Annotated in this window: 20 protein-coding genes; 17 read left to right on the plus strand and 3 right to left on the minus strand. The window is 29.5% G+C overall.

The genetic code is table 11. From position 1 onward, the window contains the following. The 11 genes from LLF98_RS04475 to LLF98_RS04525 all read left to right on the plus strand — a co-directional run. On the plus strand, positions 1–366 hold a 366-nt coding region (locus tag LLF98_RS04475; protein WP_291701274.1), incomplete at its 5' end, for an ATP-binding protein. Positions 367–531: 165 nt separating this feature from the next. Next, the gene (locus LLF98_RS04480) at positions 532–2,358 is read left to right on the plus strand and encodes a sulfite exporter TauE/SafE family protein (RefSeq protein WP_291701276.1); all 1,827 of its coding nucleotides are present in this window, start codon (positions 532–534) and stop codon (positions 2,356–2,358) included. Between the two features lie 194 nt (positions 2,359–2,552). Continuing rightward, a complete protein-coding gene (locus LLF98_RS04485) occupies positions 2,553–2,696 on the plus strand; it encodes a hypothetical protein (RefSeq protein ID WP_291701278.1) in 144 nt (47 codons plus the stop codon). Between the two features lie 122 nt (positions 2,697–2,818). Then, positions 2,819–3,103 carry a hypothetical protein gene (locus LLF98_RS04490; protein ID WP_291701280.1) on the plus strand — a complete coding sequence of 95 codons (285 nt, stop codon included), beginning with the start codon at positions 2,819–2,821 and terminating at the stop codon, positions 3,101–3,103. 156 nt (positions 3,104–3,259) lie between these two features. After that, positions 3,260–3,601 carry a four-helix bundle copper-binding protein gene (locus tag LLF98_RS04495; protein WP_291701282.1) on the plus strand — a complete coding sequence of 114 codons (342 nt, stop codon included), beginning with the start codon at positions 3,260–3,262 and terminating at the stop codon, positions 3,599–3,601. A gap of 236 nt (positions 3,602–3,837) precedes the next feature. After that, entirely contained in the window at positions 3,838–6,282 is a 2,445-nt protein-coding gene (locus LLF98_RS04500) for a heavy metal translocating P-type ATPase (RefSeq protein ID WP_291701284.1), read from the plus strand. 82 nt (positions 6,283–6,364) lie between these two features. Beyond that, on the plus strand, positions 6,365–6,574 hold the full coding sequence (locus LLF98_RS04505) for a cation transporter (RefSeq protein ID WP_291701286.1): 210 nt from the start codon (positions 6,365–6,367) through the stop codon (positions 6,572–6,574). 84 nt (positions 6,575–6,658) lie between these two features. Beyond that, positions 6,659–7,132 carry a hypothetical protein gene (locus LLF98_RS04510; RefSeq protein ID WP_291701288.1) on the plus strand — a complete coding sequence of 158 codons (474 nt, stop codon included), beginning with the start codon at positions 6,659–6,661 and terminating at the stop codon, positions 7,130–7,132. 216 nt (positions 7,133–7,348) lie between these two features. Further along, positions 7,349–7,558: a DUF378 domain-containing protein gene (locus LLF98_RS04515; protein WP_291701290.1), complete on the plus strand. Its 210-nt coding sequence runs from the start codon at positions 7,349–7,351 to the stop codon at positions 7,556–7,558. A gap of 400 nt (positions 7,559–7,958) precedes the next feature. Then, entirely contained in the window at positions 7,959–9,671 is a 1,713-nt protein-coding gene (locus LLF98_RS04520; protein WP_291701292.1) for a methyl-accepting chemotaxis protein, read from the plus strand. A gap of 204 nt (positions 9,672–9,875) precedes the next feature. Beyond that, positions 9,876–10,958, plus strand: a complete 1,083-nt coding sequence (locus LLF98_RS04525; RefSeq protein WP_291701294.1) for a YncE family protein — start codon at positions 9,876–9,878, stop codon at positions 10,956–10,958. A 140-nt stretch (positions 10,959–11,098) separates the two neighbouring features. Here the strand turns inward: LLF98_RS04525 and ftsX are convergent, their stop codons facing one another. Next, positions 11,099–11,992 (minus strand): permease-like cell division protein FtsX, encoded by an 894-nt coding sequence (ftsX, locus tag LLF98_RS04530; protein WP_291701296.1) that lies wholly within the window; start codon positions 11,990–11,992, stop codon positions 11,099–11,101. Then, positions 11,982–12,668: a cell division ATP-binding protein FtsE gene (gene ftsE, locus LLF98_RS04535; RefSeq protein ID WP_291701299.1), complete on the minus strand. Its 687-nt coding sequence runs from the start codon at positions 12,666–12,668 to the stop codon at positions 11,982–11,984. The genes ftsX and ftsE overlap by 11 nt, the downstream gene beginning before the upstream one ends. A 230-nt stretch (positions 12,669–12,898) precedes the next feature. Here ftsE and LLF98_RS04540 point away from each other — a divergent pair, with 230 nt between their 5' ends. From LLF98_RS04540 to lgt, 3 genes are all read left to right on the plus strand, one after another. Then, a complete protein-coding gene (locus tag LLF98_RS04540) occupies positions 12,899–13,999 on the plus strand; it encodes a C40 family peptidase (RefSeq protein ID WP_291701301.1) in 1,101 nt (366 codons plus the stop codon). A gap of 155 nt (positions 14,000–14,154) precedes the next feature. Continuing rightward, positions 14,155–14,292 carry a hypothetical protein gene (locus LLF98_RS04545; protein ID WP_291701303.1) on the plus strand — a complete coding sequence of 46 codons (138 nt, stop codon included), beginning with the start codon at positions 14,155–14,157 and terminating at the stop codon, positions 14,290–14,292. Positions 14,293–14,331: 39 nt separating this feature from the next. Next, positions 14,332–15,162 (plus strand): prolipoprotein diacylglyceryl transferase, encoded by an 831-nt coding sequence (gene lgt, locus LLF98_RS04550; RefSeq protein ID WP_291701305.1) that lies wholly within the window; start codon positions 14,332–14,334, stop codon positions 15,160–15,162. 397 nt (positions 15,163–15,559) lie between these two features. Here the strand turns inward: lgt and LLF98_RS04555 are convergent, their stop codons facing one another. After that, on the minus strand, positions 15,560–17,110 hold the full coding sequence (locus LLF98_RS04555) for a nitrite/sulfite reductase (protein ID WP_291701308.1): 1,551 nt from the start codon (positions 17,108–17,110) through the stop codon (positions 15,560–15,562). 583 nt (positions 17,111–17,693) lie between these two features. On the opposite strand from LLF98_RS04555, the gene LLF98_RS04560 reads away from it, so the two are divergent. The 3 genes from LLF98_RS04560 (at position 17,694) to cysW (ending at position 20,505) form a co-directional block, all read left to right on the plus strand. After that, complete coding sequence (locus LLF98_RS04560) at positions 17,694–18,740, plus strand: sulfate ABC transporter substrate-binding protein (protein WP_291701310.1); 1,047 nt, start codon at positions 17,694–17,696, stop codon at positions 18,738–18,740. A gap of 96 nt (positions 18,741–18,836) precedes the next feature. Then, entirely contained in the window at positions 18,837–19,661 is an 825-nt protein-coding gene (gene cysT, locus LLF98_RS04565; RefSeq protein ID WP_291701312.1) for a sulfate ABC transporter permease subunit CysT, read from the plus strand. Between the two features lie 13 nt (positions 19,662–19,674). Further along, positions 19,675–20,505, plus strand: a complete 831-nt coding sequence (cysW, locus tag LLF98_RS04570; RefSeq protein WP_291701313.1) for a sulfate ABC transporter permease subunit CysW — start codon at positions 19,675–19,677, stop codon at positions 20,503–20,505. Position 20,506: the final 1 nt, after the last annotated feature.

The raw sequence follows: 20,506 nt of genomic DNA on the forward strand, positions 1-20,506 counted from the left end.
GAAAAAGATAAAAATTTTATTGTATTAGGCGATTATGATAAATTGAAACAAGTATTTATAAATCTTATTTCAAATGGAATTAAGTTTGGCAAGATACATGGAACTGTATTGGTGAATTTAAGTAGCAATGCAGATTCTGTGGTTGTTGAAATTAAGGATAATGGTGTTGGAATAAAAAAAGAGGATTTGCCTTATGTTTTTGAAAGAATGTATCGTGGAGATAAAAGCCGGCATAAAATTGAGGGTAACGGAATAGGGCTTACTCTCGTAAAGAAAATATTGTCGTTGCATTCTGCAACAATAGATGTAGAGAGCAGGGAAAATAAAGGAACTACATTTACTGCATATTTAAGTAAAAATAATTAATATATTTTTATAACTATGTGCTATGTAATTACAAATTTAGCAAAAAAATTATATGCAATCCTCATAAAATCTTCATAACTTTTTATTATAATTAATATATGTATAGATTGATTATAATTAAAGTTTGTTACTGGAATAAAGTAAAATAATTCGGTGGAGGGCAATATGAGCATTAAGAGAGAGATTATTAAAGTATATGACATGACATGTACTTCTTGTGAAAACAGAGTGGAAAAAGCATTAAAGAAAGTTGACGGAGTTGTAAATGCAATGGCAAGCTATAGTGCACAGCAAGTTACTGTTGAATATGACAGTAAATTATGCGCTAGGGAACAATTAAAGGAAGCTATTAATAAAACTGGTTATAGTACAAAAAGTTCAAATAACATTAAATTTGCAGGCTTTTTTGTTGTAGTTGCAGCTATTTTATTACTAGGTAATTCTACATCAGGTTTTGATATGAGTGCTAAGTTAAATAATGCATCTTACGTGGTGTTATTTGTTGTTGGTATGCTTACATCTATCCATTGTGTTGGTATGTGTGGTGGAATAATGCTTACACAAAGTTTATCTAAAAACAGCATTGTAAATGAAAAGCAGAATAGATTAAAGACTCTAATGCCTTCAATTTTATATAATGCTGGAAGAGTAACTTCATATACTATCATAGGTGGTATTGTAGGGGCTCTAGGTTCTGTATTATCATTATCACTTAATGTAAAAGCTGGACTTCAAATATTTGCTGGAGTATTTATGGTGATAATGGGATTAAATATGGCTGGTTTCTCTTTATTTAGAAAGTTCAATATTAAATTACCATGGTCATCATGTAAAATAAAAAATAAACCTAAAGCTTCTTTCTTGGTTGGAATGCTAAATGGATTGATGCCTTGTGGACCATTACAAACAATGCAGCTATACGCGTTAGGCACAGGTAGTGCAGCAGCTGGAGCTATATCAATGTTATTGTTTTCATTAGGAACAGTTCCTTTAATGTTAGTATTTGGAGCAATATCAGGTTTTTTAAGTAAAGGTTATACGAAACAACTTCTAAAGTTTAGTGGGATTTTAGTAATAATACTTGGAATAATAATGGGGAATAGAGGTCTTGCCCTAGCAGGTGTTGGAGTTCCAGGTGTTGATACATTAACACAAAGCATTTCAGGAAATGGAGCTCAGGCATCTCAAACCAATATAGCTAAGGCAACTATTGAAAATGGAGTTCAAGTAATTAAGATGACTGCAGATAATAATGGCTATACTCCTAATGCTTTTTATGTGCAAAAAGGTATACCTGTTAAGTGGATTATCACAGGAAGTCAAATTAATTCTTGTAATAATGAAGTAGTAGTACCATCACTTAACATACAAAAAACTTTAAAGTCTGGTGAAAATATAATAGAATTTACACCAAAAGATGAAGATATAAATTTTAGTTGTTGGATGGGAATGATAAGAGGAGTAATTAAAGTTACAGATAATCTTGATTCTGTAGATACATCAAAGGCAGATTCATCAATTCCAGCTCCAAGCAGTGGAATGAGCTGCTGTACAGGTGGTGGTGGAGCAGCAAATACTGCACCACAAACGCCAAGCATATATGGTAATGATTTAAGTAAAGTTTCTACTGATAGATTAGTTAAAAAGGCTAATATTTCAGGAAGCACTCAAAGATTAAATATAAAAGGAACTGGCTATGAGTTTGAGCCACTTGTAGTAGTGCTGGAAAAAGGAATAAAAACTAACCTATCTATTGATCTTAATGATTTTGATAATTCGAATGGTGAATTTACTTTAGTAAATTCGGATAGTGGCGAGAAGGTAAGTTCATTTACAGGGAAAAAAGGTATAGTTAATGTTGAATTTAAGATAGATAAAGCTGGAACTTATGTTATTATTAAAGATAATGTAGCAGCAGTTGGTCTTGAAGTTACTGATTCATTAAAAACAGTGAACTTAGAGGATATTCGTAAAAAATTAATAAATGGATAAAGTTCGTTATGAAAAAGTTGGTGTCTACTATATAAATAGATATCAACTTTTTATTGTGAAAGTTATGTATATAATTTATGTAGTCAGTTTTAATTATCTGGATAATTAAAATTTTAAATAATAATTAAAATTGATTCCTATCTTCATATTATCTTCATAACATTTATTTATAATGTATTTACAAGGAGGCGATAATGATGAAAAGCTATAGTTTAAGTTTTAAACAAGAAAGTATGCTTTGTCATGGATGTCTAATGAATGTTGTAAAAACGTTAAGCTCCCTTCAGGAGTTAGTAGGAGTTGATGTTAATCTAGAATCTAAAAAAAAATTAAAGTAATCTATAAGGGTAAAGAGATATCAAGAGAAGATATTAAAGACATTGTAAATAGATCAATTTTAAGTGGGAAAGTCGTTAAGTTGGAACATTCGCTATAATAAAAATATGAGGAGGAAATTATTATGAATTGTCATGGAAATAATAAAAATGGAGAAAATAAAAAACACAATCCAATTAAGCATATGTTAATGATGGTACTTTGCTGCGGATTACCTTTTATAATTGTTGGAGCTCTTTCTTTTGTAAATATTGGAACAGGATTTAAAGCAGCAATAGGGGGAATAGCACCTTTCATATGTCCTATAATGATGGTACTTATGATGGGGATGATGTTTAAGGATAGTAAGCATGAAAATTGCTGTAGTGGAAAGAAAGAAGTGAATGAAAGCCAAAACAAAATAGAATAACAGTTTATGTAAGTGTTTTTTTATAAAAATAAAAGAAATGGAAAATTAACGAATTACTGTTATATTTGCTACTAGTATAATAATTGTCTACTTACAAATAATAATCAAGGATATTAAAAATATCTAGATTATTTTTAGGAGGACAATATAACGAGTATGGCTATGATGACCCAAAATAAACATCAAACATGTATCGATGAATGTAATAAATGTGCACAAGCATGTTATGAATGCTTTAAAGCATGCTTAAATGAACCAGATGTTAATGCAAGAAAGAACTGTATAAGTTTGATTATTGAATGTGCACAAATGTGCCAGATGTCAGCTTCACTTATGTCAATGGAAGGTAAATTTATGAAAGAACATTGTAAATTGTGCGCTGATATATGTAATAAATGTGCTGCAGAATGTGATATGTTTAAGGATGATCATTGTAGAAATTGCGCTACAGAATGTTATGCATGTGCAGATGAATGTAGGAAAATGACTAATATGTAGTAGGATTAAAGAAATTTAGTAAAGAGTACTGCTTAATTTAAAGTAGTACTTTTTACTATTTAATAAATTATTAAGTTTCTAAATGAAAGTAAGCATAAAAGCAATTAGTTAGATTTTATAAATTCATCTTCATATTTTCTTCATAAAAAAGAGTTAATATATAGTCATAAAATAAATAACACATTAGGAATTTGCCTAATTAATAAATAATATTTTTTAGAAAGGGGTTTTGTATAGTGGCTAATAAAATACTTAAAATAGAAGGAATGACTTGTGCAGCATGTGCTAAAGCTGTTGAAAGGGCAGCTAAAAAATTAGATGGTGTTACTGATGCAAATGTAAATATAGCTACGGAAAAATTAAGTATAACTTTTGATGAAGGAAAGTCTGATTTAGAAAAAATAAAAGCTGCAATAGAAAAAGCAGGATATAAAGCGATAAATGAAGCTACAAATGCTACTTTAAGGATAGAGGGAATGACTTGTGCTGCATGCTCAAAGGCAGTTGAAAGAGCTGTGAAAAAATTAAATGGAATAGTTGAAGCTAATGTTAATCTAGCAACAGAAAAGCTTTCTGTTTCTTTTGAACCTTCTATAGTAACAATATCAGAAATAAAAAAGGCAGTGGATAAAGCTGGATACAATGCTACTAGTGAAGTTGAAGCAACAGTTGATAAGGATAAAGAAAGAAAAGAAAAAGAAATCAAGAATCTATGGAGAAGATTTCTAGTTTCAGTTATATTTACAGTACCATTATTAGTTATTACAATGGGGCATATGTTAGGTTATATGTTACCAGAGTTTATAGATCCAATGATAAATCCAATTAATTATGGAATAATTCAAGTTATTTTAGTTGTTCCAGTAATGCTGGCAGGAAAGAGATTTTTCCAAGTGGGATTTAAATCCTTAATTATGAGAAGTCCCAATATGGATTCATTGATTTCAATCGGATCATCAGCAGCATTTTTATATGGGATTTTTGCAATATATCAGATTCTTATTGGAAATTTAAATTATGTATATGATTTGTATTTTGAATCAGCAGCTACAATTTTAACATTAATAACATTAGGTAAGTATTTAGAATCAGTAACTAAAGGTAAAACATCAGAAGCTATCAAAAAGCTAATGGGGCTTGTTCCAAAAACAGCTACTGTTATTAAAGATGGCAAGGAAATGATAATTCCAATAGATGATGTTGAGGTAGGAGATATAATTTTTGTTAAACCAGGTGAAAAACTTCCTGTTGATGGTGAAGTTATAGAAGGGATGACTTCTATAGATGAATCAATGCTTACTGGTGAAAGTATACCAGTTGAAAAGGCTATAGGTTCAAAAGTTATTGGTGCAAGCATAAATAAAAATGGATCTATAAAATATGTTGCTAAAAAAGTTGGAAAAGATACTGCATTAGCTCAAATTATTAAGTTAGTTGAGGAAGCTCAAGGATCAAAAGCACCTATAGCTAAGATGGCTGACATAATTTCTGGTTATTTTGTTCCTGTGGTTATGAGTTTAGCATTAATAGCTTCAATTACTTGGTATGTTCTTGGTCAATCACCTACATTTTCGTTAACTATCTTCATTGCTGTTTTAGTTATTGCATGTCCTTGTGCTTTAGGTTTAGCTACGCCAACAGCAATTATGGTTGGAACAGGTAAAGGTGCAGAAAATGGTGTACTTATCAAAAGTGGTGAAGCTCTAGAAACTGCTCACAAGGTTAAAACAATTGTATTTGATAAAACAGGAACTATTACTGAAGGGAAACCTAAGGTAACAGATATAATATCAATAAATTTATCAAAAAATGAATTACTTCAAATTGCTGCCAGCGGAGAAAAAGGATCAGAGCATCCATTAGGAGAGGCGATTGTAAAATCTGCTGAAGAAAGAAAAATTGAATTTAAACCAACAAAGAATTTTAAAGCTATTTTAGGAAAAGGTATAGAAGTTAATATTGATGATAAGAATATTTTATTAGGTAATAGAAGATTATTGATTGATAAAGAAATAAGTCTCGAATTTCTAGAAGATGAATCAAATAGATTAGCATCTGAAGGAAAGACACCAATGTATATTGTTATTAATAACAAGTTGGAATGCATAATTGCGGTAGCTGATACTGTTAAGGAAAGCAGCAAAAAAGCAATTGAAAAATTGCATTCAATGGGTATAGAAGTTGCAATGTTAACTGGCGATAATAAAAGAACTGCGGATGCCATTGCTAAGGAAGTAGGAATAGATGTAGTTATTTCTGAAGTTCTACCAAATGATAAAGCGAAGGAAGTAAAAAGTCTTCAAGATAAAGGCAAAGTTGTTGCAATGGTTGGAGATGGAATAAATGATGCTCCAGCATTGGCTCAGGCAGATATGGGAATTGCAATTGGTTCAGGTACAGATGTAGCCATTGAATCTGCTGATATAGTTTTAATGAGAAGTGACTTAATGGATGTTCCTACAGCAATTCAATTAAGTAAGAAAACTATAGGAAATATAAAACAAAATTTATTTTGGGCTTTTGGATATAATACTCTAGGAATACCAGTAGCTATGGGAATATTATATGCTTTTGGTGGTCCATTATTAAACCCAATGATTGCAGCACTTGCTATGAGTTTAAGTTCTGTGTCTGTATTATTAAATGCTCTTAGGCTAAAGACTTTTAAACCTTTAGTTTAAAGGATTTATTATAATAAAAAATGCTTAAAAGGATTAAATAAAGCCTTAAAGCTAATAATGTAATTTGAGAGGAGAAATGAAAATGAAAAAGAAAATAGTAATTGAAGGTATGAGTTGTGGGCATTGTGTAAGCCATGTTGCTGAAGCTCTTGAGGAGGTTGGAGCAGGTGATATAAAAGTAAATCTAGAAGAAGGAAATGCCATTGCTGAAGTTGGAGATGTTTCTGATGAAGCAATTAAAGCAGCTATTGAAGATGCAGGATATGATGTTTTAGAAATTGAAGAAGCTTAAGGAACAAAAAATATTATAATTCTAATACATTAGAAGGAAAGAGTGTAAAATAAAAATAGTCTGTGTAAACTTCATGAAGATGATATGATAAATAATCAAGTGATGTTTACACAGACTATATCTTTATTTAGAGATAAATTAGATAAATTTATTAATAGAGTTTATGTTATATATTCTAAATCATATTACCATATATATTCTTCAGAATGTGCGCAAAAATATAGTATTAGAAGATATTATATTATCATGCTCAAAGAGTTTAAAGTAGAAGAATTACCAATGGGAGTAGTTAAAACTGGTAAATATGAAATAGATCCTCATTCACATGACTTTAATTTCTTTACAATGAATGGAAGAGCTTTTCCTTTTACCACTCCTTTAGTAGTGAAACATGGTGAAAATATAAAGATAAGACTAGCAAATGCTATGGAAAAGGCTCATCATATTCATAAACATCAGTTCATAATATCGGCTGCTGATGGAAATATAATAGATCCACGAAATAGAATGAAAAAAGAGCAATATACATGTAGCATCAGGGGAAACATGGGATGCTGAATTTTTTACTGAATTAAAAGTATTAAGGAGTCTAATATGAATTAACTTCAGATTAAGGATCTTTAATACTATAATTTTAGTATTTTGTATTAATTTAATTTGTATAATATTTATCTATTTACAAATAATAGATGAAGTATTTAAAATATTTAAATTATTATATTTTATTAAATTTAAACATAATAAAATATATTTAGTAAAAGGAAGTGAATAAAAATGAGAACAATAACATGGGTATTAGTTATTGCAGCTGCTATAAGATTAGGAATAATAGGTTTTTTGGGAGCTGATTTCATAGGGCTTGCCTTTGGTTCTGCACCTGTAACAATGTCTTGGTTCGATCGAGTAGTTTGTGGCATAGTTGGTATAGCGGGAATATATGCAATTTATCTATTATTCAAAGGAACGAATAATGAAGTAGCCTAGTAGAATAGGAAAAGTAATTTAATCATTTTAATCATTAAAGCAAAGGAAAGAGTCAGAAATTAATTTCTACAGAAAAATAGAATTAAATTGGATAATTGCAATCTCACAAAAAGGAAGCTATTAAATTTTTAGCTTTCTTTTTTGTTGATTAATAAAATCTATTATTCAATTAAAAAAGATAAATTTACATAGTGTAAAATTTATTATATTACAACATCGTAAAATTAAGTTATAAGGAATTTAATATAGTGTTACAAATTGGAATAATCTTCATAAAATCTTCATAAAAAAATGTTATTATTTGAATTGTTAAAAGTTAGTATTTTAAGAATAGTTTTCGAAAACAAAATGATATGCTTATTCTATTAGGAGATAACTATAAATTGGGGAGGGACATATTATGAAAATATTTAATAATTTAAAACTTGCACAAAAGCTTATATTTTGCTTCTTATTAATTTCATTTCTTATGGGGATCATTGGATTTAGAGGGATATCAGAAATAAAAAAAATAAATGCAAATTCAACTTCTATGTATGAGGATAATTTAATACATTTAAAAACAGTTGAAGAGTTAAAAGCAAACTTTTTACAGATACATTCAGATTTACTAGCGCTTTTAACATCAAAAGATGAGGCAAAAAAGCAGGAAATTGAAAATGAAATAGAAAAGTTAACCAATGAAGATATGATGATTTCTGAAGAATTTAAAAATGCAGGTGAAACTGGCGAAGAAGAGGAATTATTAACAAATTTTATGAAGCTTCACGAAAAATATATGATGGCACGTAAAGATTTTATGGATTTGATAAATGCAAATAAATACGATGAAGCACAAGTGGCTTTTCAAATGGTAACTGAGACTAGAGATAAAACTTTTGATAGTATTAATAAAATAATTGAGTCAAATGTAAAAGAAGCTGAAAATGCAAATAATGCTAATAATTTAATATTTAAGAATTCATTTAATTTAATGCTTGGTATAGTTATATTTGGTTTCGTATTTGCAATATTACTTGGAGTTTTAATTTCAACATTAATATCAAAACAAATAAATAAGGTTTTAATATTTGCGAATGCTCTAGGTAGTGGTGATTTAACTCAGAGAATAGATTTTTATTCAAAAGATGAAATAGGAAAAATATCAAATGCGTTAAATAAAGCAACTGAAAATACTAGAAATCTTATATCAGCAATAATTTCGAATTCTAGCAGTATAAAAGAATCAAGTGAAGAAATTTATAGCACTATAGAAGATATATCTACAAAAATGAATAATATTAATAAAGCTACAAAGGAAATATCAGCTGGTACAGAAGAATTAAGTGCAAAATCACAAGAAGTAAATGCATCAATTGAAGAAATAACTTCAAATTCTATTGAATTATCAAATAAGGCAAAGGATTGTGATAAAGCTTCTAATGAGATTCAGGTACGTGCCACAGAAATAAAAGATAAAGGGTTAAAATCAATAGATATTTCTAAGAAAATGTATAAAGAGAAGCAAGAAAATATATTGAGAGCAATAGAAGAAGGAAAAGTTGTTGAAAAAATTAAAGTTATGGCTGATTCTATAGCCAATATAGCATCTCAAACAAACCTTTTAGCATTAAATGCAGCTATTGAATCAGCAAGAGCTGGTGAAATGGGGAAAGGTTTTTCGGTAGTAGCAGATGAGATACGCAAGCTTGCAGAACAGTCAGCAGAGAATGTTTCAAGTATACAAGAAGTTATCACTCAGGTGAATAATGCTTTCAAAAATCTTTCGAATAACACTCAAGAGATATTGGCCCATATTGATAATAATGTAAATCCAGATTATGAGCTATTTTTAGAAACTGCTTTTAAATATGAAGAAGATGCAGTATTTATAAAAACTATGTCAAAAGAAATTGCAAATGGTACAACCCAAATACTTCATTCTATAGAACAAACTAGTGTTGCTATAGAAACAGTATCTACTACTGCTCAGCAATCAGCAGAAAGCTCAGAAGGAATACTAAATAGTGTAGATGAGACAACTATTGCAACTCAAGAGGTTGCGAGTTCAGCACAAAGACAAACTCAATTATCTGAGGAACTTAATTCTTTAGTACAAAAATTTAAAATATAAATAATTGGATTTATAAAAAATATAAAGGGTATGCAGTTTAATAATTGTATACCCTTTATATTTTTATTTAGCTAATTTATAATGCAAAGTATATTTTTATTGTATTAGAAAAAAATATATATTGTATTTATATAAAAGAATGATTTTATAAATTGTTAAATATAATAATTGTTATTTTATAACATAGGAGAAAGGATAAAAATAATGAGAAGTAAATATATAAAGGCTATAACAGCTTTTGCAATACTAATAATATTGCTAACTAGTTGTGGTAATACTATAAAAGTCAATAAATCTGCAGATCAAGCCCACAGCCAAAATCAGGCTCAAAGTAATACAGGGGAAAAAACACATTTCTATTATACTGCTAATGAAAGTGGCAGTGTTTCTAAAGTAGATGCTACGACTAATGAAGTTATGGATACAATTAAGGAAGCTGATGGTTCACCACATAATGTTCAGATTTCACCTGATGGAAAAGTGGTTGCCTATACATTAGCAGCAAAAATGACTGAAAATCAATCTAAAGATAAAAATCTGAATATGAACATGAATGGTTTTGCAGTGTTTTATGATACAGATACAGGAAAACTTATTAAAAAAGTTGAAGTAGGTAAACATCCAGCTCATATAGTATTTACAGAGGATGGAAAATATGTACTTGTGACTAATAATGAAGATAATAATGTATCAGTAATTGATGCGAAAACTTATAATGTAAATGGTACTATCGCAGTAGGCAAAGGTCCTCATGGGTTTCGTATTTCAAAAGACAGTAAATTTGCTTATGTAGCAAATATGGGTGAAGATACTATAAGCGTTGTTGATATAAACAAAAATAAAGAAGTTAGAAAAATTAAAGTAGGTAAAACACCTGTTACAACAGGAATAACAAGTGATGGGAAAACTTTGGTTGCTACTGTAAATGGTGAAAATGCCCTTGCCATAATTGATTTATCTACAGATAAAGTTGAGAAGGTAGCTGTGGGAAAAGGGCCTGCTCAAGTTTACATTGAACCTGATGATAAATATGCATTTGTAGCAAATCAAGGAACAGAGGATGCACCATCAAATACTGTTTCAAAGATAGATATGTCAACTAAGAAAGTGGTTGCAACAATAGAAACTGGAAAAGGAGCTCACGGAGTAGTAGTCAGCCCTGATAATAAATATGTTTATGTTACTAATATGTATGATGGAACTGTAAGTGTTATTGACAATAGTACAGATAAGGTTATCAAAACTACAAAAGTAGAAGGAGAGCCAAATGGAATAAGCTACAGGTAATTAATATTGTGGTGGAAATAAATATAATTTAAATAAATTGAGCAAGTGATTTATATAAATCATAGTTCTCAATATATAGAAAAGTGTATTGAATTCTAAAATAATTAGCTTTCAATACACTTTTTAATACCTTTTGTGATTTATACTTTTAAAAATTTAATTAAAGACCATGAGCTTCCCACACTTCCAATTAAAATACCGATTAATATAAACTGCCATTGAAGGGTTTGGGTAATATAAGATGGTGATAATAAGTTTATTAAAAGTAAATTTTCGTTTATCTTTATAAAAATTAATTTATAAAAATAGTATACTAAAATATTGGAACACACAGCCCCAAACAAACCAATAATTGCACCTTCAATAATAAGTGGCCATCTTATAAACCAATCAGTTGCTCCAACGAACTTCATTATTCCAATTTCTCTACGCCTTGAGTAAATCGTTAATTTTATAGTATTGCTAATAAGAAATATAGAAACTGACACCATTAATATGAATAAAGAAATTCCAATCCATTTCACGTTTTTAGATATTGAAATTATTTTATTAGCAAATTCTTGATCATTGCCAATGGATTCTATACCAGGCATATTTTCCATTGAACTTATGACTTGTTGATAAATATCAGGACTTTCTAGCTCTATTATGTATGAATTAGGTAATGGATTGTTGGAAGAATCATAATTATTTAATAGAGAACTATTATTTTCAGAAACCTGTTTATTAAACTTTTCTAAAGCTTCCGATTTATTTTCAAATTTAACACTTTTGATACCAGATATATTACTTAACTTTTGATCTATGTTTTCCTGATCTTTATTAGTAATGTTATCATTTAAAAATACTTGTATTTGAACCTGCGATTCAACATTACTCATTCCTATATTTATATTTTGCATTAATAGTATGAAAACTCCCATTATAAATAAAGTAGCAGTTACTGTAATAACCGATGCTAGACTAATGGTTCTATTTCTTTTTAAACTCTTTAATGCATCAATAATATAAAATTTGAAAGTATTAACATTCATAATCGTAAGTCCCCCTAATTTCATCTCGTATTATAGTTCCATTATCAATAGCAATGACTCTCTTTCTCATTGAATCAACGATATCTTTTGCATGAGTAGCCATAAGTATAGTTGTACCGTTTTTATTAACATTATCGAGCGTGTCCATAATTCCCATTGCAGTTTCAGGATCGAGATTTCCTGTTGGTTCATCGGCAATTAAAATATTAGGACCATTGATTATAGCTCTAGCAATTGAAACTCTCTGCTGTTCACCACCAGATAATTGGCTTGGAAATGACTTGAATTTATCAGATAATCCAACTAGTGATAAAGCCATAGGTACTTTCTTTTTTATATCTTTAGTACTGGCACCGATAACCCTTAATGCAAAAGCTACATTTTCATATACATTAAGTGTTGGAATTAGTTTAAAATCTTGAAATATTACGCCTATCTTTCTTCTGTAAAAAGGTATTTGATTTTTATTTAGGTTGGTTACATCAGTATCATTTAAAATTAACTTGCCATGTGTCGGATCAATTTCTTTGAAAAGCATTTTTATTATTGTTGATTTACCGGCACCGCTTGAGCCTACTAAAAAAGCAAAATCACCTTTTTTTATAGTTAAATTCACATTTTTAAGAGCCAATGTGTTATTGTCATATGCTTTAGTCACGTCTACAAATTTAATCATTAGTAATCCTCCAATTAAATGATATTTTATATCCTTGTGTATTTTTGTGATATTATAACTTATTTTTATGAAGAAATTATGTGTTTTTATTTGGTAATATATACCTATATATGAATCTACATAATTTCTACACAATTTTAGTGTATTATTGGAGTAACTTTACAAAAGAGGGATAAGTATTACTCTATAAATAAAAGAGAATATACTCTATAAATAAGGGAGCGATATAAGTGAAAAAAACAATTAAAACGGTTATGTTTGCAACAGCATTAGTGATAGTTACTCAAGTCTCAGCATTTGCTGTACCAACATCTCAATCACAAACTCAATTGGAGCAAAATAAAAATTCATTAAAGGAAGCGCAAGACAAAAGGCATGAACTTGAAGCAAGTATTGAAGAGCTAGATAATCAAATTGAAGATTATATGATGAAAATTGAGGAAAATAAAAAGAGTATAACAGGAACAGAAAACGATATCCAAACAACAAAGAAACAAATTACTCAAGTTGAAGAAGAAGTGAAAAGTAAGCAAGATGCTTTGGATCAAAGAGTAAGGGCAATGTATATAAATGGCCAATCTAGTTATCTAAATATATTATTAGAATCAGAAAGTTTTAGTGATTTAATAACAAGAGCTGAAGCAATTAGAAAAATAATAGGTATGGATAAAAAAGTAATAGGCGATTTAAATGATATGAAAGCCGAAGTGGAAAGCAAAAAAGCATCCCTTGATGTAAAGTATAATGATTTAATTGCACTGAAGAGTGAAAATGAAAATAAATTAACAAACTTAAACAGTAGCGTAGCAGATCAGAAGAAACTTATTGAAGATGCTAAAACTCAAGAAAAACTATACGCATCAAAGGTAGATGAATCTGAAGCTTTAGTAAATGCATCTATGAAGGCAGTAACTAAAATAAGAAATGAAGCACCTAGTGTTAAGGCTTCAAGAGGAGCAACTTCTGCAGCGCCAGTTTCTAACAATAACATAATAGCATATGCATCAAATTTCTTGGGAACTCCGTATCTTTGGGGAGGGACAAGTCCATCAACAGGGTTTGATTGCTCAGGATTTACTCAATATGTATATGCGCATTTTGGGATAAGCCTAGGAAGAACAACTTATGACCAAATAAATGATGGATACGGTATATCAAGAGATGAGCTACAGCCAGGAGATCTTGTATTCTTTGGTAAGAATGGTGATCCTACTCACATGGGTATGTACGTTGGCAATAATATATATATTCATTCGCCAAGAACAGGTGATGTGATAAAAATATCATCAATGGATAGACCAGATTACATTACAGCTAGAAGAGTTAAATAAATTTAAGCATACAAAAGCCATATTTTAAAATACCGCATTAATTGCGGTATTTTGATTTTATCGTTATTGAATTGTCTATATTAATTAATCTTCATATGTTCTACATATTTTATTACTATAATATTTAAATAAATATTAAATTGGAGGCAAGTATAATGAGTATTGAAGTTATAATAACAGTTGCATTAATTCTAGTCGTTGCACATATTCTTTATCACAAAGTTATAAAAAATATGTTAGGAGGATGTTGTTGTAGTAAAGATGATAAGTCTAAGAAAAAGTGCAATAAATAATTTGATAGTAATTTTATATTTAAGAAAGGACGTTAACATATGAAGGAACTTTTTAGCTTTGGACCAATACATATATATTTTTTTGGTTTAATGATAGCAATAGCTGCAATTACAGGTGGAGCATTTGCAATTAAGCAAGGAGAAAAAAGAGGAATAAACGAAGATATAATGTTTAATTTAATTAATATAGTAGTTATATCAGGAGTACTGGGAGCTAGGTTATTTTATATTCTTTTTTATAATCCATCATTTTATTTTAGCAACCCAGGGGAAATATTTAAGATAAATGAAGGTGGACTTTCAATTCACGGCGGAATTTTCTCAGCTGTAGCTGCAGGATATTTGTATTCAATTAAAAGCAAAATATCATTTCTTAAGCTTGCAGATATTGCAGTTGTTGGAATAGCATTAGCTCAAGGTATTGGAAGAGTAGGGTGTGATGTATTTGGTAAGCCTATGAATAGTATTATGATATGGGGGATTAACTATAATGGGCAAATACTACATCCGGCACAAGTATATGAGTTTATTTTAGACTACGTATTATTTATAGTTCTATGGAGAAGAAGTTATAAGAAAAAGTTTGAAGGTGAACTGTTTGCAATTTACTTAATTGCTTTTGCAATAATAAGAGGTATTGTGGAATTCTTTAGAATAAATCCTGTGGTATGGGGACCATTCTCAATTTCACATTTATTGAGTCTTGGTTTAATTATAATTGGGTTAGTGATTTATATATCATTATCAAAGAGAAAGATAGAAGATGTTAATATTTCTACAGAGAATGAAATAAAACTGATAACTATGATGCTTTATTTAATTATTTTAATAATAATATCTATTTTTACATTTTATTTTGTACAAGGGTAGCATTTTTTATTTGAAAAATACTTTCATTTAATACAACCTCAAAATATGAATAAAAAGATATTATAACGGCTGAGATTGATAGTAGCACAGATTAGATTTTTTTGACTTATATAAAGTATATAAGGTTAGTATATAAGTTTGGAATCTATACTAAAGGAGGTATTCTAGAGGCTTAAAGTATAGAATTTTTAGTTACAAGCTATCTTTAATACAGAACGATACTTATAGCTTGGCTGGTAATAAGTAATTACAAGGACTTAAGAAATAAAATATATGTATTTTTTCTTAAGTCCTTGATTTTTGTATAAAGAATATATGATAGAATACTTATAGCTTAATTATTCATCTTTTTTATAATATACATAAATAATAGGTATGAGTGTATTAATTAATATTATTATTTAATATATTTAGCTATTAATTCTGCAAATTCAGTTTCATTAGCATCAACATACTCATAAAAATCAATATTTTTAGTTTCTAAAAGTAACGCTAGCTCATATAGAAAATGAGGAATTTCACGTGCAAGTATATCGCCATAAACTTTTCCAAGTTTTGCATTATTATCTTCAAATGAACCATTAATGTGAAGTGCAAAGACATCTTCAACAGTATCATTTACTTTTTTACGTTTTCCTGTAAAGCCAATACCAGCTACTTGATGGACTCCACAAGAATTTGAGCAGCCTGATATATGAACTCTCGGCAACACATCTTTTGAATATTCCTTCTCTTTAAAATAATTGATTATTTCATTTAAGGTTTTTTGACTTTCCAAAATTCCTACTTGGCATATTGGAACCCCAATACAAGATACACTTTGTTCAAGAGCAGTTTCTCCTCCAAGATTTTGTGTCGCTTTTAATAGACTTTCAGCTTCTTCACCATTTAAATTTCTAAAATAAATTCCTTCTGTCATTGTTAATCTTATTTCTAGGTCTTCAACAGATTTTAAGCCATCTAAAATTGCTCTTAATTCTTTAATATATATTTGCCCACCAATTGGATGGAAATATACGCTATATAAACCATCTTGCTTTTGTTCATATAATCTTAAATGTTTAAGGTCTATTTTTTTACCTTCTTTTGTGTATTCAACTGAATCAATTATTAAATCTAAATTTTCTTTGTTAATAACTTCTTCTAAATGTTCTTTATATGCTTGGATGAATGCATCCTTACCCATTCTTTCTACTATGTATCTTATACGTGCCTTATTTTTATTTTCATAATCTCCTTCAGCTATAAATAAATTAGTTATAGCTTCTACATGATATAAAACTTTACTTGGCTCAATAAGTTCATCATATTCAACACCAATTTTAGGATTTAGTCCAAGACCACCACCTAAATAAACTTTAAAATATTCTTTATTATCTTTAATGGTAGCTAAGAATCCTAAGTCAGCAATATTGCAATGCCCAAGGTCTGAACTGCTACTTGAAAAAGATACTTTTAGTTTTCTAGGTAATTTATATGATGTTATTTTGCTTAAGAAGTGATTATTTACAGCTAAAGCATATTGAGTAACATCAAAAGCTTCTAGCTTATCAACTCCAGAAAGTGATGATAAAGCAACATTTCTTGGGTAGTTTCCGCCACCACCCCTAGAATATACATCATTTTCTATTCCATCTTTCATTATGCTACAAATGTTATCTATTGATAAATTATGATATTGAACAGCTTCCCTTGTAGTTAAGTGTATTTTATCTAACTCATATTTTTCTGCTATGTCACATAACCAATTCATTTGAGACATATTTGTTATACCTGAAGGTATTCTAAGTCTTATCATAAAATCTTTTTTATTACGTTCAGCATATACGCCCATGCCACCAGAAGCTTTTTTAAATTCTGCAACGGAAACTTCTTCTTGTAAAAATTTATGTCCAATTTTTCTGAATTCTCCTATTTCAATTAATAATTTTTGTTTTAGATTACTCAAAATAATTCCTCCTAGTGTTTGATATTTTTATTTGTAACATATTATATCATAATTTTATGGGAAAAGTATGATATTAAAAAATTAATTTAAAAAATTAGTATTATTAATGCTAAAAGTGGAAAGCATGGCTAGACTGCAATTGCTCTGGATGTTCTTCTGCAAGGGTATGTAATGGAATCAAAGTACATAAAGAAATAAACTTAGTTTTATAAATGATAAATCGGAAATTATATATGTTTGTTATTTAGAATTATGAATATTTTACAGTAAGATTCTAAATGGTAGAGTGTACTCAAATTGTAAAATCTGGGAAGATGGAGATTGAAATATCTATCTTTTAGAATTTTTTTTACAAATGTTTTAACAATTTTATTGACAATTGCATAGATATACTTTATAGTTATTTTCATATAAAGTCTATAAAAATAGTAGGGATTAGCTTATTACGTAAAATTTAAATGTTAATATCATATTTATAATTAGAAATTAAAAGTATTTCTAATTAAAGATAGTGTACGATTAAAACCTACTAAACATATAAGAAAAATTAAAATATTTAATAAAAGAAAAGGGGCGATATATTATGAAAAAGACTAGAATTTTAAGCTTAGTGCTTTCAGCTGCAGTAATTATAGGGGTTTTTGCAGGCTGTGGAAAGCAAAGCGATAGTGGCGAAGATGCAACAAGCAATAAACCTGTAGAACTTTTAAATGTATCCTATGATCCTACGAGAGAATTATATACAAAGTTTAATGAAAGTTTTGCAAAGTATTGGAAAGAAAAAACTGGACAAGATGTAACGATAAATCAATCTCACGGAGGATCAGGTGCGCAATCACAAGCAATTATAGGAGGATTAGAGGCTGATGTTGCAACTCTTGCTTTAGGTTATGATATTGATGCATTAAGTAAGGAAGGTCTTCTTAATAGTGATTGGCAAAGTAAATTTAAAGATAATAGTTCACCTTATACCTCAACTATTGTTTTCCTTGTCAGAAAAGGAAATCCTAAGAATATAAAAGATTGGGATGACTTAATAAAGAAAGATGTTTCTATTATAACGCCAAATCCTAAAACCTCTGGGGGAGCGAGATGGAATTACTTAGCAGCATGGGCTTATGCATCACAAAAAAACAATGGAAATGAAGCAGCAATAAAGGATTATATGTCTAAATTATTTTCAAATGTTGCTGTACTAGATTCAGGTGCTAGAGGAGCTACAACTAGTTTTGTTGAAAGAGGACTTGGTGATGTATTAATAGCTTGGGAAAATGAAGCAATATTATCACTTAATGAACTTGGAAAAGATAAATATGAAATTGTTGTACCTTCAATAAGTATTTTAGCAGAACCACCAGTTGCTGTAGTAGACAAAGTTGTTGATAAAAAGGGTACTAGGGAAGTTGCACAAGCTTACTTAGATTATTTATATACTAAAGAAGGTCAAGAAATAGCAGCACAAAACTACTATAGACCTAGAGATAAAGAAGTGGCTGAAAAATATAAAGCTACTTTCCCAGAAGTTAAATTAGTTACAGTAGATAGTGAATTTGGAGGATGGGCAAAAGCTCAAGCAACTCATTTTGCAGATGGTGGAACTTTTGATCAAATTTATACACCAAAGAAGTAATGTCAGTTAAGTATGAATGATGAATGATGAAGGAAGAAATTCCTTTAGGAATTTCAATCTTAATCATTCACTATTCATTAATTAAGGAGGATATATATGAGCAAACCGAAAAGAGTTATTCCGGGATTTAGGCTAACAATGGGAGTTTCTCTTGTTTATTTAAGTCTTATCGTTTTAATTCCTTTATCTGCTTTAGTCATAAAGTCGACAGGAATGGGGATTGATAAATTTTTAAGTACCATATTAGACCCTAGAGTATTGCATGGTTATTTGGTTAGTTTTGGATCAGCATTTATAGCTGCAATAATAAATAGTATATTTGGTGTGATATTAGCTTGGGTTTTAGTAAGATATAATTTTCCTTTTAAAAGATTTATAGATGGAATAATTGATTTACCCTTTGCATTGCCAACAGCAGTTGCAGGTATATCTTTGACCACATTATATTCAGAAAACGGATGGATAGGAAAAATACTTTATTCTTTTGGAATTCAATCATCTTTTTCAATTTTTGGAATTGTTGTGGCATTAACCTTTATAGGGATACCTTTTGTTGTGAGAACAATTCAACCTGTATTAGAAGATTTGGATAGTCAATATGAAGAGGCAGCAATAATGCTTGGAGCTAGTAGAATAAGAACATTTTTCAAAGTAATCTTTCCAGAAATATCAGCACCTTTATTAACAGGTTTTGGACTTGCCTTTGCTAGAGGAGTAGGGGAATACGGAAGTGTTGTTTTTATAGCAGGGAATAAACCTATGAAAACGGAAATAGCACCACTTTTAATTATGTCAAAACTTGAACAATTTAATTATGCTGGTGCAACAGCAATAGCAGTAGTGATGTTATTAGCATCATTTTTAATACTTTTCGTAATAAATGGAATTCAATTACGAAACAGTAGATTGAAAAAGATATGAGGTGAGGAATAAGTTGAGTAAGGCAGTTACATACAGGAAAGAAAATAAGTTGTTAAAATATGCATTGGTAACTATAAGCGTATTATTTTTAATATTAATGTTAATAATTCCGCTTGTATCCATAATCTCAGAGGCTTTATCAAAAGGATTTAATGCATATATTAAGGCTGTTTCAGATGGATATACTCTAAAGGCTATTAATCTTACAATTACAGCTACAATAGTCGCAACAATTCTGAATACTTTGTTTGGTTTATGTGTGGCTTGGACAATTACAAAGTTTAAGTTTAAAGGTAAAAATTTATTAGGTGCTCTAATCGACTTACCTTTTGCAATTTCACCTGTTATTGCTGGATTAATATTTGTATTAACCTTTGGACGTGGGGGTGTACTTGAAGGACTTGCCAATCAAGCTAATATAAAAATTGTTTTTGCTATACCAGGAATTATACTTGCTACTATATTTGTAACTTTTCCTTTTGTAGCTAGAGAAATAATTCCATTAATGAGTGCTCAAGGTACTGATGAAGAAGAGGCGGCAGCTATGATGGGGGCTAGTGGGTTTCAAATTTTCAGGAAGATAACACTTCCTAATATTAAATGGGGCCTTATATATGGAATAATACTTTGTGCTGCACGTGCTATGGGTGAATTTGGAGCAGTATCTGTAGTATCTGGACATATAAGAGGAAAGACAAATACCCTTCCATTACATGTTGAAATTTTGTATAACGAATATCAATTTGCAGCGGCCTCAGCAGTTGCTTCAATATTAGTTATTATTGCAATAATTGTTTTGATTCTTAGAAATATTGTGGAATGGAAGAGCAAGAAGGAGAGCTAGA

This window comes from Clostridium sp. (genome assembly GCF_021372645.1).
In the GTDB taxonomy this organism is placed as follows: Bacteria; Bacillota; Clostridia; order Clostridiales; family Clostridiaceae; genus Clostridium.

What these genes read in the sequence shown, in the direction of transcription:
- LLF98_RS04480 (WP_291701276.1), top strand. Translation starts at nt 532, where the DNA reads ATGAGCATTAAGAGAGAGATTATTAAAGTATATGACATGACATGTACT.
- LLF98_RS04485 (WP_291701278.1), top strand. Translation starts at nt 2,553, where the DNA reads ATGATGAAAAGCTATAGTTTAAGTTTTAAACAAGAAAGTATGCTTTGT.
- LLF98_RS04490 (WP_291701280.1), top strand. Translation starts at nt 2,819, where the DNA reads ATGAATTGTCATGGAAATAATAAAAATGGAGAAAATAAAAAACACAAT.
- LLF98_RS04495 (WP_291701282.1), top strand. Translation starts at nt 3,260, where the DNA reads ATGGCTATGATGACCCAAAATAAACATCAAACATGTATCGATGAATGT.
- LLF98_RS04505 (WP_291701286.1), top strand. Translation starts at nt 6,365, where the DNA reads ATGAAAAAGAAAATAGTAATTGAAGGTATGAGTTGTGGGCATTGTGTA.
- LLF98_RS04510 (WP_291701288.1), top strand. Translation starts at nt 6,659, where the DNA reads ATGATAAATAATCAAGTGATGTTTACACAGACTATATCTTTATTTAGA.
- LLF98_RS04515 (WP_291701290.1), top strand. Translation starts at nt 7,349, where the DNA reads ATGAGAACAATAACATGGGTATTAGTTATTGCAGCTGCTATAAGATTA.
- LLF98_RS04520 (WP_291701292.1), top strand. Translation starts at nt 7,959, where the DNA reads ATGAAAATATTTAATAATTTAAAACTTGCACAAAAGCTTATATTTTGC.
- LLF98_RS04525 (WP_291701294.1), top strand. Translation starts at nt 9,876, where the DNA reads ATGAGAAGTAAATATATAAAGGCTATAACAGCTTTTGCAATACTAATA.
- ftsX (WP_291701296.1), bottom strand. Translation starts at nt 11,992, where the DNA reads ATGAATGTTAATACTTTCAAATTTTATATTATTGATGCATTAAAGAGT.
- ftsE (WP_291701299.1), bottom strand. Translation starts at nt 12,668, where the DNA reads ATGATTAAATTTGTAGACGTGACTAAAGCATATGACAATAACACATTG.
- LLF98_RS04545 (WP_291701303.1), top strand. Translation starts at nt 14,155, where the DNA reads ATGAGTATTGAAGTTATAATAACAGTTGCATTAATTCTAGTCGTTGCA.
- lgt (WP_291701305.1), top strand. Translation starts at nt 14,332, where the DNA reads ATGAAGGAACTTTTTAGCTTTGGACCAATACATATATATTTTTTTGGT.
- LLF98_RS04560 (WP_291701310.1), top strand. Translation starts at nt 17,694, where the DNA reads ATGAAAAAGACTAGAATTTTAAGCTTAGTGCTTTCAGCTGCAGTAATT.
- cysT (WP_291701312.1), top strand. Translation starts at nt 18,837, where the DNA reads ATGAGCAAACCGAAAAGAGTTATTCCGGGATTTAGGCTAACAATGGGA.